Annotated in this window: 10 protein-coding genes and 1 pseudogene; 5 read left to right on the forward strand and 6 right to left on the reverse strand. The window is 74.9% G+C overall.

The window, feature by feature from the left end:
* Nucleotides 1–9: 9 nt before the first annotated feature.
* From ACZ7HT_RS26020 to ACZ7HT_RS26035, 4 genes are all read right to left on the reverse strand, one after another.
* Nucleotides 10–2,196, reverse strand: a complete 2,187-nt coding sequence (locus ACZ7HT_RS26020) for an ATP-binding protein (RefSeq protein ID WP_471170415.1) — start codon at nucleotides 2,194–2,196, stop codon at nucleotides 10–12.
* On the reverse strand, nucleotides 2,193–2,810 hold the full coding sequence (locus tag ACZ7HT_RS26025) for a Pvc16 family protein (protein ID WP_471170417.1): 618 nt from the start codon (nucleotides 2,808–2,810) through the stop codon (nucleotides 2,193–2,195). Before ACZ7HT_RS26025 ends, ACZ7HT_RS26020 begins: the two co-directional genes overlap by 4 nt.
* Nucleotides 2,810–3,460, reverse strand: coding sequence for a helix-turn-helix transcriptional regulator (locus ACZ7HT_RS26030; RefSeq protein ID WP_471170419.1), 651 nt, complete (start codon nucleotides 3,458–3,460; stop codon nucleotides 2,810–2,812). Before ACZ7HT_RS26030 ends, ACZ7HT_RS26025 begins: the two co-directional genes overlap by 1 nt.
* 448 nt (nucleotides 3,461–3,908) lie before the next feature.
* Nucleotides 3,909–4,868 carry an AraC-like ligand-binding domain-containing protein gene (locus ACZ7HT_RS26035; protein ID WP_471170421.1) on the reverse strand — a complete coding sequence of 320 codons (960 nt, stop codon included), beginning with the start codon at nucleotides 4,866–4,868 and terminating at the stop codon, nucleotides 3,909–3,911.
* 246 nt (nucleotides 4,869–5,114) lie between these two features.
* On the opposite strand from ACZ7HT_RS26035, the gene ACZ7HT_RS26040 reads away from it, so the two are divergent.
* The 5 genes from ACZ7HT_RS26040 to ACZ7HT_RS26060 all read left to right on the forward strand — a co-directional run bounded on the left by ACZ7HT_RS26040 (nucleotide 5,115) and on the right by ACZ7HT_RS26060 (nucleotide 13,039).
* On the forward strand, nucleotides 5,115–5,990 hold the full coding sequence (locus ACZ7HT_RS26040) for a branched-chain amino acid ABC transporter permease (protein ID WP_471170423.1): 876 nt from the start codon (nucleotides 5,115–5,117) through the stop codon (nucleotides 5,988–5,990).
* Complete coding sequence (locus ACZ7HT_RS26045; RefSeq protein ID WP_471170425.1) at nucleotides 5,951–7,189, forward strand: ABC transporter substrate-binding protein; 1,239 nt, start codon at nucleotides 5,951–5,953, stop codon at nucleotides 7,187–7,189. The genes ACZ7HT_RS26040 and ACZ7HT_RS26045 overlap by 40 nt, the downstream gene beginning before the upstream one ends.
* Complete coding sequence (locus tag ACZ7HT_RS26050) at nucleotides 7,186–8,991, forward strand: branched-chain amino acid ABC transporter ATP-binding protein/permease (RefSeq protein ID WP_471170427.1); 1,806 nt, start codon at nucleotides 7,186–7,188, stop codon at nucleotides 8,989–8,991. Before ACZ7HT_RS26045 ends, ACZ7HT_RS26050 begins: the two co-directional genes overlap by 4 nt.
* Nucleotides 8,991–11,288 (forward strand): amidase family protein, encoded by a 2,298-nt coding sequence (locus tag ACZ7HT_RS26055; RefSeq protein ID WP_471170429.1) that lies wholly within the window; start codon nucleotides 8,991–8,993, stop codon nucleotides 11,286–11,288. Before ACZ7HT_RS26050 ends, ACZ7HT_RS26055 begins: the two co-directional genes overlap by 1 nt.
* Before the next feature lie 134 nt (nucleotides 11,289–11,422).
* Nucleotides 11,423–13,039 (forward strand): flavin monoamine oxidase family protein, encoded by a 1,617-nt coding sequence (locus ACZ7HT_RS26060; protein ID WP_471170430.1) that lies wholly within the window; start codon nucleotides 11,423–11,425, stop codon nucleotides 13,037–13,039.
* Nucleotides 13,040–13,080: 41 nt separating this feature from the next.
* On the opposite strand, the gene ACZ7HT_RS26065 is transcribed toward ACZ7HT_RS26060, so the two are convergent.
* Nucleotides 13,081–13,728: a response regulator gene (locus ACZ7HT_RS26065; RefSeq protein WP_471170431.1), complete on the reverse strand. Its 648-nt coding sequence runs from the start codon at nucleotides 13,726–13,728 to the stop codon at nucleotides 13,081–13,083.
* Between the two features lies 1 nt (nucleotide 13,729).
* Nucleotides 13,730–14,077, reverse strand: a pseudogene (locus ACZ7HT_RS26070) (sensor histidine kinase); the annotation flags it as partial.
* Nucleotides 14,078–14,240: the final 163 nt, after the last annotated feature.

The following is a 14,240-nucleotide window of genomic DNA, read 5'->3' on the forward strand; positions in this document are numbered from 1 at the left end:
TCCGTCATGTCACGGCGCCCAGGGAGCGCCCGCGTCCGGGACGAGGCGTCCCGCCTTCCGGTACTCGCGCCGCGCCCCGGCCCGTACGTCCTCGCCGGTCACGGCCGCCCCGCGGGCCGCCGCCAGATAGCCGGCCGTCACCGCCGCCGAGCGGATCGCACCGCCCGCCAGCTCGAACTCCACGGCGCACCGGGAGAGTTCCTCGTCCAGGCCCTCCGCCTTCGGCGTGCCCGCCAGGCAGGAGCGCCACAGCGACAGGCGCAGCCCGGGGTCCGGGAACGGGAAGTCCACGACCAGATCGAGACGACGGGTGAACGCCTCGTCGATGTTGGCCCTGAGGTTCGTCGTGAGCACGGCGATCCCGTCGAACGCCTCCAGACGCTGGAGGAGATAGGCGCTCTCCAGGTTGGCGTACCGGTCGTGCGAGCTCTTCACCTCCGACCGCTTGCCGAAGACCGCGTCGGCCTCGTCGAAGAGGAGCACACAGTCCGTGCGGTCCACCTCGGCGAAGATCCGCTCCAGGTTCTTCTCCGTCTCGCCGACGTACTTGTCGACGACCGACGAGAGGTCCACCACGTAGAGGTCCAGGCCCAGTTCGCCCGCGACGACCTCCGCCCCCAGCGTCTTGCCGGTGCCGGACTCCCCGGCGAACAGCGCGACGACACCGCGCCCGCGCCCGCCTCCCGTCCGCAGCCCCCACTCGCCGAGCACCCTGTCCCGGTCGCGGGCCCGGCCGGTCAGCTCGCGCAGCAGACCCAGCGGCTCCTCGGGGAGCACCAGATCGGCGAACCCGACGGCCGGCCGGATCCGCCGCGCATGGCTGTCGAGCAGCGGCGCCGAGACCAGCCGGGCGCCCCGCTGGAGCTGCGCCAAGGTCAGTGCCGTGCCCTCGAACGCGGCGAGCGCCCGCGCGGAACGCGCCGCCCGGCGCACCTGGTCTCCGCTGAGACGGTACGGGGCGGTCGCCGCGTCCAGGTCGAAGTCGACGTCCAGCGAGCCGAGTTCACGGTGCCAGAGGTCGCCCGGTCCCTCCGCGTCGCCCGGCGCGTCGAGCGCGATCAGCTCCGCGTGCGGCGCCCACCGGGGATCGGGAGCCTCGGTGCCGGCGAGGACCACCGTCACCCCGGACGAGGCCAGCGCGCGCACCAGCGGCCCGGGCCGCGGGGGCAGCGGCTCGACGACGACGGCGGCGCCGCGCAGCCGGGCCTCACGCAGCAGCGCCCGCGCCACCGTCTCGTCCACACACTCCGGCCGGTAGCGCAGCACGGGCCGTCCGGCGGCGCGCAGCGCGGCCACCACCCCGTCGGTCGCGGCCCCGGGGACACGCTCCCGCAGATGGACGGTGACGGGCCCGGCGGCGACGACCCGCGCGCCGAGCGGGGAGGAGGTCGCGATCCCGCCGCCGGAGGGTTCAAGGAACTCGACGTCGGCGGACGCCAGGTGCGCATCGAGACGTCCGTCGTCGCCGAGGAGGTGCGCCACCACTCGCTCCGGCACGCGCAGGGCCCGCCCGGGCAGCGGCCTGTCCTCGTCCTCGACCTCCAGGAGGCCGCCGGAGCGCAGCGGTGCGGCCGGATGGAACCGGTCGCGGGCGGCCGGGTCGAAAGGACCCGTGCCCGCGAGGTCCAGGGCCAGCGCCACGGTGGCGCGGCGCCGACCCACGTCGTCGTTGAGGTACCCGTACAACGCCGCGAAACCCCGGTCCACATCGGGCGCGAGCGCCGCGACGAGGACGTGCGCGTCGAGCCCGGTGAGCCCGAACGCCCGCGCGAGGCCGGCGAGCCGGCCGGTATCGCCCGGGTGGGAAAGCGGGACGCCGTGGTCCCCTGCCGGGACGCCCGGGGCCGGAAGCGGGACGCCGTGGTCCCCTGCCGGGACGCCCGGGGCCGGAAGGGGGTCGCCGTGGTCCCCTGCCGGGACGCCCAGGGCCGGAAGCGGGTCGCCGTCGTGCCCTGCCTGGGCGCCCGCGTCCGGAACCCGCACCCCGCCCTCCTTAGACGCCCCCGTCCCCGCCCCCGGTCCCGGCTCCGCCGCGATGCGGCGGGCCGTCTCCTCCGTGACGTACAGGCCGCGCAGCGGATCGCCCGCCGTGGGGTCCCCGGTGCTCCGGGCGTCCACCAGTGCGGCGACCCGGCCGCGCAGGGCGGCGAGCAGGCCGAGCACACCGGTCGGATCCGTGAGGTCGTCCCCGGTCACGCGCCACCTCCCACACGTCGTCGCATCCGGGGCCTGGAGTCCCCCGGTACGCCGTCGATCCCGCGCACCACCACCTCCGCGCCCTCGGTGACCGGCGGCGCCGCCGCGTACACCGGGGTGACCGGGAACGGTGTGGTGACGACGACGTCGAGCGAGGGCTTGAGCTCGCCGCCCAGCGCGGACCAGATGTCCGCGAGCGAGCGCGACTCCGCGGGCGGCACCGCGACGGAGAGCGGCAGGGACGCGGCGATCGGCCGCACGGACTCCGGCACCGCGTCTCCGCCCAGCGCCTCGTGCGGCAGGAGCAGCGCCAGCGCGCCCGACAGGAGCCGGTGTTCGTCCTCGGGCCGGGAGGTCCAGGCGGTCACCAGGTACGAGAGCCGGAACCAGCGCGGCGGCTGGCGTCTGCGCGTCACGATCCCGTCGGCGTCCCGCTCGGCCACCGCACCGCGCTCGCGCCGGGCCACGTCCTCGCGGATGTCGTACAAGTAGGCGTTGAGCGTGGGGGTGTTGCGGCGGGCCGCCCAGTCGCGGGTCGGGGCGTCGAAGGCGATGTCGCCCGTGACGGCGGGGGCGAGCAGCCGGCGCAGCGCCTCGTCTATCTCGTGGATCATCAGATGTAGCCTTCGCGGAGCGCGTACGCGACGGCATGCGCCCGGTTGGTGAGCTGGAGACGGGTCATGAGCGCGTGCAGGATGTTCTTGACGGTGCGCTCGGAGTAGGCGAGCTTCTCGCTGATCTGCCGGGTGTCGAGCCCCTCGGCGAGCAGCCGCAGCACGTCCACCTCGCGCGGCGCCATCCCGAAGAGCGGCACCGCCCCGCCGGTGCCCGTGCCCGCCGCCGTCGCCCGCTGGAGCCGTCCCACCTGGTTCAGGAGGCGGCTGACCAGGTCGGGCGGCAGTTCGCCGTCGCCGCGGGCCGCGCTGTGCACGGCGCTCAACAGCCGCTGCTCGGTGGCCTGATGGCGCCAGATGATGGCCCGTACCCCGTACTCGACGACCGACAGGAGGTCGGGTTCGCGCAGCTCGCGGGCGACGAGGACGACACGCTGGTCGCGGCCGCGCAGCAGGCGCCGGAGTTCGGCGGTGGTGGGTTCGTCGATCCGGTCGGCGAGCATCACGGCGACCGCGGGGTCGCCCCGGACTCCGTCGTCGTGCTCGGGGGCGAAGTCGATGGTCGGCTGGTGCCTCAAATGGCTGATGAGTCCGGCCCGGCTCAGCGGATCGGACGCGTGGACGGTCACCGTCACCCGCGTGGTGAGCACTCCCGCTACCTGCTCTTTCTCACGTGCCTCTCCCGTCCGGGCGTGGTCGGGCGCCCGGAGGCGACCGGCGCGGCAGCGGCCTCCCGGCCGGTGGTCGCCACGCACGGTGAGGCTCCCCGTGGTCTGCTGGTCCGTGGCCGGTACTCCGGCCACGATGGTCTCGACCAGCTTCCCGCGCGGTGCTCACGTCTCGCTAACGCTCCGCTGCCGTGTTCACGAACCGCACGCGGGGGCCGTCCACAACGCTCCTCCCGTGTGGTGCCCACCACTTGGGAGTCCCGCCGGGCGGCAACGAGCTCACGGCATGTTGAAGCAGGGGAGGGGCCCGGCCGGCCGGCGGTGATGCGGCGGCCGTGGGCGGCGGTGATCACCGCGCATCGTAGGTGCGCATCGGCGGGGTGTCCAAGGGGTTGGCACGCGTGAGAAGACGCCGCCTCCCGCGGCGCCGTCACGGCTCGGTGCGGACGCGCGCCTGCTCCCGTACCGCACGCGGCGACAGACCGAACTCCGCCCGGAACACCCGGCTGAAGTGACTCGCCTCGCCGAGGCCCCGGCGCGCCGCGAGCACGTACGCCGGCAGATGCGCCAGTCCGGGATCGACGAGGTCCGCGCGGATCCGCTCCAGGCGGCGGCGCCGCACGTGATCGCTCACCGTCACGCCCGACTCCCGGAACAGCGTGTGCAGATGACGTACGGAGATGTGGTGCGCCGCCGCGACCGTCCCCGGTGACAGGTCCTCCGCCAGATGCCCGTCGACGTACGCGAGGATCCGGTCCATGACGCCCGCCGCACCCGTCCCGGACACCGGCCCGGCGCCGCCCGTCTCGCGCAGCAGGGTGCGCAGGATCGCCGACACGTGCTCGCCCATGTCCCGTCGGGCCAGGGGGCCGAACCCGTCGGCTCGTTCGGCCAGCTCGCCGAGGAACGCCGAGAGCACCCGGCCGCTCGGCGAGCGCGGCAGCTCCGCGTTGGCGGTCACCGCAGCCTCCGCCCGCGCCAGCTGCCCGGTCGTACCGGCGTCCAGGGCCAGGACGAAGTACCGGTGGGAGCCGCCGAGTTCGAGCCGGAACGGCCGCGCGCCCGTGTAGAGCACGAAGTCGCCCGGCGCCAGCGCGGCCCGCCGCCCGTCCTGCTCCAGCTCGCCGCGCCCCGACACCAGCAGGCCCAGGAGGTGGCCCGGCCGCGGCGCCGCGGGGGAGGGCCGGGGCATCACCCGTATCTCCTGGTCCCCGCTGATGTCGCAGCCGCTCAGCGCACCGAAGCGGCTCGGCCGCATGTCGGCGGCGTACCCCTCGTCGCCGGCCCGGGCCCGGACCAGCACCGTGTCGGAGGCACCCGACAGGTCCGCCGACGCCGTGTCGAGATAGCCGAAGACCAGATTGCCGTCGTCCCGGCGCTCCACCGGCATGTCGTTCCCCCTCACACACCCGCCCGCACCGGAGAATCCCGGCCCGGCCCCGCACCGGGGACACCCGTCGCGGCCCCCGCGCACCGGACGCACCCGGCCCGGCCCCGCACCGGACGCCCCTGGGCGCGCCGTCCGGTCCGCGCACTGCCGGCACAGAACTCTGCGCTGACGGACCAGTGCCCACCGCGGGATTGCCAGATGCTCGCAGAGTCCCCGCTGCACCCGGAAGCACAGAGGCGGTAACAGATGGATGTACTTCTGGCCATCCTTGGCCAGTTCGGCCTCTACGGCCTGCTCACGGTCGGCATCGCGGTGATCTTCGCCGCGACCCGGGTGGTCAACCTCGCCCAGGGCGACCTGGCCATGACCGGCGCCTACGCCGCCGCCACCGCGACCGCCGCCCCCTTCGGGCTCCGCACCCTGCTCGCCCTCGCCGCCGGCGCGCCCCTGCTCCTGGTCGTCGAGCGGCTGCTGCTTCGCCGCCCCGGCTCCGACGGCCTCGCCGCCATGCTGGTCACCTGGGGTCTCGGCATGGCGCTGCGGCAAGGGGCCGAGCTCCTCTTCACCGGGACCTCGCGCACCGTCGACGTGCCCGTGGACGGCACGCTCGACGTCCTCGGCACCCCCTACCCCACCTACCGGCTGGTCTGCGCGCTGACCGCGATCCTCGTCATCGCCCTCGTCCTGCTCGCGGCCCACCGCACCGACTGGGGACTGAGACTGCGGGCCGTCGCCGACAACCCGGCGATGGCGGCACTCCTCGGCACCGACCCGCGTCGCATGCGCGCCACGGCCTTCATCATCGGCGGCCTGCTCGCGGTGCTCGCCGGAGCCCTCTACAGCCCGGTCCTCGCCGTGCACCCCAGCATGGGGTTCGGCCTGCTCGTCCCCGTCTTCTTCGGGCTGCTCCTCAGCCGCCCCGGATCCCTGGCCACCGCGGCGGGCGCCGCCCTGCTGATCTCCACCCTGTCGGTACTGCTCCGCACCTGGCTCTCCGACACCCTCGCCGAAGCCCTCTTCTACGCCGTCGTCGTCGCGATCGCCGCACTCCGCTCACGCCCCTGGATCGGAAGGTTCTCCGCATGGTTCCGTCGTACCCCCGCGCCCGCGAGCGCCGCATGACGCCCGCACTCCGCACCACCGCGCCGGCTCTGGCGGCCGCCCTCGCCCTCGCCCTCACCGGCTGCCAGGGCGCGGCACTCTCCGACGACGACGCCCCCGCCACCGGCGGACCCGTGAAGATCGGCGTGATCGTCCCGCTCACCGGCCCCGTCTCCCAGGTCGGAACGGCCCTGCGCAACGGCCTCGAACTCGCCGTCAAGAAGGTGAACGCCGACGGAGGCGTGCACGGCCGCCCCGTGGAGTACGTCGTCGTCGACGACGCCGGGGACCCCGCCAACTCCACCCAGCTCGCCCGCCGGCTCGTCCGCCAGGTCAAGGTGACCATGCTGTTCGGCACCATCACCGGCGACACCGCCGAAGCGGTCGGCAGGGTCGCCGACGAGGCGCACGTGCCGTTCGGCACCGCCATCCTCGGCGACACCGAACACTGCTTCGCCTACCAGTGGGGCTTCGGCGAATCCACCCGGCAGATGCTGGCCCCGACCGTGCCAGGCCTGGTCCGTAAGCACGGCACCAAGGTCGCGCTCGTCGGCTCCGACTACAACTACCCCCACTTCTACGCCGGTATCGCCGAGGAACTCGTGAAGAAGGCGGGCGGCACCGTCGTCGCCGAGGAGTACAGCCCCCTCGGCCAGACCGACTGGCAGCCGGTCATCGGCCGCCTGAAGTCGGCCGCCCCCGACACCGTGCTCTCCATGGTCGTCGGCGCGGACGCGGTGACCTTCGCCAAGCAGGCGCAGCAGTTCGGCCTCCTCACCCCGCGGCTCGGCTTCGAGGGCGCCTCCCTCGACGCCGACTTCCAGCCCGCGCTCGGACCGCTCGTCACCGGCCGGACGCACACGGTGCGATGGAGCGACCGCCTCGACGCCCCCGAGAGCCTCGCCTTCGTGAAGGACTACCGGGCCGCCCACCAGTGGAAGGCCCCCGTCCCCGAAGTCGCCGGCAACGCCTACTTCGGCGTCAAGTTCCTGCTCGCCGCCGCCGAGAAGGCCGGATCGAACGATCCCGAGGCCGTGAACAAGGCGATCGGCGGACTGTCCTACGACAGCCCGCTGGGCGAGGGCACCCGCTTCGACGCCGGCAACCACGTGCTCCAGGCCGACATGCGGGAGGTCACCATCGGCGGCGACGGCGCGTACGACGTCACCCGGACCCACCCGATGGTCACCGACACGACCCCGAAGAAGGGCTGCTCGTGACCGTCCCCGCAGCGTCGAACGCTCCCGCCGCTCCCGCCGCTCCCGCCGCTCCCGCCGCGTCCACCCGTGGCGTCCGGCGCGCGCTGCGGCTCGCGCTCCCCGCCCTCGCCGGGGCGGCCCTCCTCGCCGCCCCCTTCGGCCTCGACGCCTTCGCCGTCGCCACCCTCACCCTCGGCCTGTGCCACGGCCTCTTCGCGTACGGCCTCGACCTGAGCTGGGGCCGCGCGGGACTCCTGAGCGTCGGACACGCCGCGTTCTTCGGGCTCGGCGCGTACGCCGTCGCCCTCGCCCAGGAACACCACCTCCCATGGGCGGCGACGGTCGCCGCGGCCGTCGCCGCCGCCGTGCTGATCGCCCTGCCCGTCGTCCGCATCGGCCTGGCGGCCCCGGTCCCCGACGCGCCGCTGATCCTCCTGACCATCGGCGTCGGACTCCTGCTCCAGCGCGCCGCCACCACCCTCGCCCCGGTCACCGGCGGGACCAACGGACTCTCCGTCTCCGGGCCTGACGTCGTGACCTCGTACTACGTCACGCTCGGCGCCGTCGCGGCCGTCGTCGCCACCTGTGGAGTACTCCTCGTACGCGCCCGGTTCGGCGCCCGCCTCGTCGCGGCCTCCCGGAACCCCGAGCGGGCCGCCCAGAGCGGCATCGACACCACCAGGGTGCGCGCCACCGCCTTCGCCGTGAGCGCGGCCGTCGCCGCCCTCGCCGGAGCGCTGTACGCCCCCGTCGCCGGGCTCGTCTCGCCGCAGGTGTTCGGCCTCGGCCTGTCGACGTCCGTCCTCATCTGGCTGGCGCTCGGCGGACGCGAGTCCACGGTGGGCCCGTTCGCCGGAGCCGTCGCCGTCACCGTCGGCCAGCAGTACCTCGGCTCCACCTGGCAGGGCTGGTACCTCCTCGCCCTCGCCGCCCTGTTCCTGCTGGTCGTCCAGGTCGCACCCGCCGGCCTCACCGCCGCCCCGCGCCGCCGGCTGGCAGGCCCGGGACCCGACGTCCGGCTCCCGGCGGCGGCCCGCCAAGCCCCACGCCGAGCCCCCGACCGTACGGCTCCGGACAACCCGAGCGACGGCCTCCCCGACCGTACGGCTCCGCACAGCGCGAGCGACGGCCTCCCCCTCGCCGTCACCGGCATCCGGAAGTCCTTCGGCCCCGTCCAGGTGCTCGCCGGGGTGGACCTGACCGTCGAAGCCGGCCGGTGCGTCTGCCTCATCGGACCCAACGGCGCCGGCAAGAGCACCCTCCTCAACGTCGTCGCCGGACAGCTCGTCCCCGACGCGGGCACCCTCCGCCTCTTCGGCACCGACGCGGCCGGACTGCCCGTCCACCGCCGGGTCGGGCTCGGCGTCGGCCGGATGTTCCAGATCCCCAGCGTGGTCGCCGAACTCTCCCCGGCCGACAACCTCCGCCTCGCCCGCATCGAGGCACCCGAACCCGTCGAACCGCCCGCCGAGTTCCGCGACCTCGCCGAGGACGAGCTCCGGCCCGCCGGCGCCCTCCCGCTCGCCGACCGCCGCCGCCTCGAACTCGCCATGGTCCTCGCCGCCGGTCCCCGGCTGCTGCTCCTCGACGAGCCCGCGGCCGGCCTCGGACCCGACGACGCGCGCCGCCTCACCCGCGAACTCCGCGAGGTCAACCGGCGCACCGGCTGCGCCCTGCTCGTGGTCGAGCACGACATGGACATCGTGCGGGAACTCGCCGACGAGGTCGTCGTCCTCGCCGAGGGGCAGGTCCTCGCCCGCGGCCCTCTCGACTCCGTCGCCGCCGACCCCGCAGTCCGCACCGCCTACCTGGGAGCGCGCTGATGCTCGAACTGACGGGCCTCGCCGGCGGATACGGACAGGCCGCGGTCGTACGGCCGACCGACCTGACCGTGCGCGGCGGCGAGATCACCGCCCTGATCGGCCGCAACGGCGCCGGGAAGACGACACTGCTGCGGACCGTCTTCGGGCTCGCCGACCGGCACGGCGGCACCGTGACCCTCGACGGACGCGCCCTGCCGCCCGGCCGACCCGAACTCCTCGCCCGGGCCGGCGCCACGCTCATGCCCGAGGACCGGGGCGTGTTCCCCGCGCTCACCGTCGCCGAGAACCTCCGCCTCGCCCGCCGCCGCGACACCGTCCCGGCCGTCGACCCGTACACCGTCTTCCCGCTGCTCACCGACCGCGCCGGACAGCAGGCCGGCACGCTCTCCGGCGGCCAGAAACAACAGTTGGGCATCGCCCGGGCGATGCTCGCCGGCCGGACCCTGATCGCGTCGACGAACTCACCCAGGGCCTCCAGCCCTCCGTGGTCGCCGACGTCCTGGAGGCGCTCGGCACGATCGCCGCCGCCGGGACGGCCGTCCTCCTCGTCGACCAGCACGCCGGAGCGCTCCTCGACCACAGCAGGCACGTCGTGGCGATGGAGGCCGGCCGGGTCGTCCTCGACGCGCCGAACGGCCCCGGCCTGCGCGACCGCCTCGACACCCTCCTCGCGGTCCGCTGACGACACGGAATCGCCCGGCCCGAGCGACCCGACGCCCTCCTCGCGGTCCGCTGACGACGCGGACGGGTCCGGGCCTGCGCGACCGCTCGGGAGGGTCCGGGCCCGCGCGATCGGCCCGCTGCCCGCCGGCCGCGCCGATAGCCCCGACGACGTCCGCCGCCTCGTCGACACCCTCGCCCCCATCCCACCTGGAGCAGCCCCCATGGACCCATTCGCCTCCGCCACCGACCTCGCGGCGGCCGTCCGCCGTCGTGACCTCAGCCCCGTCGAGATCGCCGAGACCTACCTCCGCAGGATCGCCGAGCACGACCCGGAACTCGCCGCGTTCACCTGGCTCGACGAGGACGCCGTCCTCGCCGCCGCTCGCCGCGCCGAGCAGGCCGTCACCGCCGGCGGCCCCCTCCCGCCGTTCCACGGCGTTCCCGTCCCCGTCAAGGAGCTGACCCAGGTCGAGGGACAGCCCGCCACGTACGGCTCGTACGGTGTCGACGACCGGCCCCGCACCCTCACCGAACCCGTCGTCCGGCGCCTCCTCGACGCCGGGTTCCTCCTCATGGGCCGTACCAACTCGCCCGAGATGGGCCTCCTCTCGACCACCGACAACAGCCGCTTCGGCAGCACCCGCAACCCCTGGAGCCCCGAGCACTCGGCGGGCGGCTCCAGCGGCGGCGCCGCCGCGGCCGTCGCCGCCGGGCTCGCGCCCGTCGCCCACGCCAACGACGGAGGCGGCTCGATCCGCATGCCGTCCTCCTCCTGCGGACTGCTCGGCCTCAAGCCCAGCCGGGGCCGCGTCCCCCAGCAGATACCCGGCTGGGAGCACGCCACCGTCGAGGGCGCCATCACCCGCACCACCCGCGACGCCGCCGCGCTGCTCGACGCGATGTCCGTACCCGACCGGCTCGCCATGTACCAGGCCCCCGCCCCCGTCCGCCCCTACCTCGACGAGGCCGGCCTCGACGGCGGGCGCCTGCGCATCGGGCTGCTCACCACGGCGCCCACCGGCCTCCCCGTGGACCCGCAGTGCGTCGAGGCCGCCGAGCACACCGCCCGGCTGCTCGAACGCCTCGGCCACCACGTCGCCCCCGCCTCCCCCCGCTTCTTCAGCGAGGAGGCGATCACCGGGTACGCGCAGACCGTCCTCGACGCGGCGCTCTGGGCCGCCCCGTACCAGCAGCCGGAACTCGCCGAGCCGCACCTCCGGTTCCGGATGGACCGGGCCACCGGGAAGCACTCGGGCGAGTACACCCGGGCCGCGGCCCTGCTCGCGGAGGAGGCCCGCGCGGTCCGCGCGCAGTGGGGCGAGGAGTTCGACCTGCTCCTCACCCCCACCATGGCCTGCCTGCCGCCGCTGGTCGACGCGCTGCTCAAGGAGGCCAACGCGGACCCCGGCGGCCCGCGCACCACGGAGACCCGGATGATCTCCTTCACCTCGATCTGCAACATCACGGGCCAGCCCGCCGTCAGCCTGCCCACGTTCACCTCGGCCGAGGGCCTCCCCGTCGGCAGCCAGCTCATCGCCGGCCCCTGGGACGAGGCCGCCCTGATCCGGGTCGCCGCCGAACTGGAGGCCCTGGACGGCTGGCCGCGGCGCCGCCCCGCGCGCTACTCCGGCTGAGCCCCGGACGGCCGGCCGCAACGCCGCCCCGCGCGCTACTCCGACTGAGCCCCGGACCGCGTACGGGAGAGCTCCACCCCGCCGCCTCCGGTTCCCCCACCCAGGGAACCGGCCCCCCATCGAAGGAGCCGTACATGGCACGCACCGCCCCGGCCCGCATGCTGCGCCGGATCGTCGCCGAGCACTCCGCCGAAACCGCCGACGCGACGGCCGGAGGACCCTCCCGCCGCGCCGTCCTCGGCGGCATCGCCGCCGGCGTGGGCCTGGCCGCCGCCACCTCCGTCGGCGCGGCCCGGCCCGCCCTCGCCGACACCGCCCCTCAGCCCGTCATCGCGATCGTCGGCGCCGGCATCGCCGGACTCCACGCGGCCCTGCGCCTCGCCGACCACGGCATCGCCTCCGCCGTCTACGAGGCCGACACCCGGGTCGGCGGCCGCATGTACTCCAACCCGGCCGGCGCCTACTGGGGCGACGGCCAGGTCACCGAGTGGGGCGGCGAGTTGATCGACACCGGCCACACCCTCATGCAGAACCTCGCCGCCCGCTTCGGCCTGCCCCTCGACGACCTGCACGCCGCCGAGCCCGCCGGCGCCACCGAGGTCTACCGCTTCGACGGCGCCTACTACCGCTACGCCGACGCGAGTGCCGACTTCAAGAAGCTGAAGCCGGTCCTCAACCAGGACCTCGCCACCTTCGACTGGCCCGTCGCCTGGGACGCGGCCAACAGCCCCGGCGCGGTGGCCCTGTCGAACATGTCGATCCACGACTGGATCGCCACCCGCGTCCCGGGCGGGTACGCCTCGCCGTTCGGGCAGCTCCTCGACGTCGCGTACACCACCGAGTTCGGCATGGACACCCGTACCTCGTCGGCGCTCGGCATCATCGGCATGCTGGCCTACCAGGCGACCCCCGGCAGCTTCGCGCTGTACGGGGAGAGCGACACCCGCTACCACATCCGCGGCGGCAACCAGCGCCTCCCGCAGGCCATCGCCGCGGCCCTGCCCCCGGGGACGGTGCGCCACGGCTGGCGCCTGCAGTCGGTGGCGGCCGCCGCCGGGGGCCGGCAACTGCTCACGTTCACCGCCTCCGGCTGTACGCGGACGGTGCTCGCCGACCACACGATCCTGGCCCTGCCCGCCGGCGTGCTCCAGCGTCTCGACCTGTCCGCCTCCGGCTTCGACGCCCGCAAGCTCGCCGGCATCGCCGCCATGGCGATGGGTCAGAACTGCAAGCTCTCCCTGCAGTTCGACACCCGCCACTGGAACTCCCCAGGGCCGTGGGGGATCGCGAGCGGCAGCACGATGAGCGACACCGGCTACCAGACCTCCTGGGACTCCAGCCGGGCCCAGCCCGGCGGCAAGGGCATCCTCACCGTGTACGCGGGGGGCGGCCACGCCGCGGACTTCACCCCGTCCACGCCGTTCCGCACGGCGGCCGACCCGCAGATCGTCTGGTACGCGCAGGCCGCGCTCGCCCAGCTCGAACCGGTCTTCCCGGGCCTCACCGCCCACTGGACCGGCAAGGCCACGCTCGCCGCCTGGCCGCTCCACCCGAACGCGTACGGCTCGTACGCCGGCATGCCCACCGGGTACGCCCACCAGTACGGAGGCTACGAGGGCGTCCGCCAGGGCAACACCCACTTCGCGGGCGAGCACACCTCCTCGGTGGCCCAGGGCTACATGGAGGGCGGCGCCGAATCGGGGCAGCGGGCCGCCGACGAGGTCCTCACCGACCTCGGCGTCGCGCCGTAGTCCGCGCCGGGCCCGCCGGAGGAGATCCGGCGGGCCCGGCCTCAGCCCCGGCCGGGGAGCAGGCCCCGCTCCAGGGCCACGACCACCGCGCGGGTGCGGTCGCCGACGTCCAGCTTCGCGAAGACGCGCAGGAGATGGGTCTTGACCGTCGCCTCCGCGATGACGAGACGCCGGCCGATCTCGGCGTTGGAGAGCCCGTCGGCGACCGCGCCGAGCACGTCCTGTTCCCGCGCGGTCAGCACGACGGGCGCGGGGCGGCGCATGAGGGCGACCAGGCGCTCGGCGACGCGGGGGGCGAGGACGGTCTCGCCGCGGGCGGCGGAGCGGACGGCCTCCGCGAGCTGCTCGGCGGTCGTGTCCTTCAGCAGGTAGCCCACGGCCCCGGCTTCGACGGCCCGTCCGATCCCCACGTCGGTGTCGTACGTGGTGAGGATGAGCACCCGGGTCGGTGCGGGCCCCGCGGTGATCGCGGCGGTGGCCTCGACCCCGTCCATGACCGGCATGCGCAGGTCGACGAGCGCGACGTCGGGCGCGAGCCGCTCGACGACCTCGACGGCGGCCCGGCCGTCGGCCGCCTCCCCGACGACGGCGACGTCCGGGACCGGCGCCAGGAGGGCCACCACTCCGGCGCGCATCACGGTGTGGTCGTCGACGACCACGACCCGGAGGGGCTCGTGCGCTTCGGGCATGTCAGGGCCGTCCGTTCGTGTGGAGGGTCGCGAGGACGCGGGTGCCGTCCCCGACCGAGCTGGTCACCGTCAGTTCCCCGCCGAGCTCGGCGAGCCGCTTGCGCATGCCGTCAAGACCGAAGCCCCGGGACTCCTCGACGACGAAGCCGCGTCCGTCGTCGGTGATCTCCAGCTCGACGGCGTACGGCCTCTAGGCGAGGACCACGCCGACGGTGCTCGCGTCGGCGTGCTTGCGGACGTTGGCCAGCGACTCCTGGGTGCAGCGCAGGAGCGCGATCCGGGTCTGCTGGTCGCAGTCGACGTCCTCGGCGAGCTCCGCGTCGACCGTGATCCCCGTGTCCCGCGCCCAGGGACAGCGCCACGAAGAGGAGCCAGCCGATCAGCGCGCGCCAGGGGTGCCGGGCGCTGAGACGGGCCATGCGTACGGTCGGGTTCGTCATGCGTCCCAGGCTCGTCGGCGGAGCCGTCCCGCCGACAGGATCGGACGGTGGAACCTGGTGTCCACCGGTCGG

The organism is Streptomyces sp. NPDC037410, assembly GCF_055602235.1.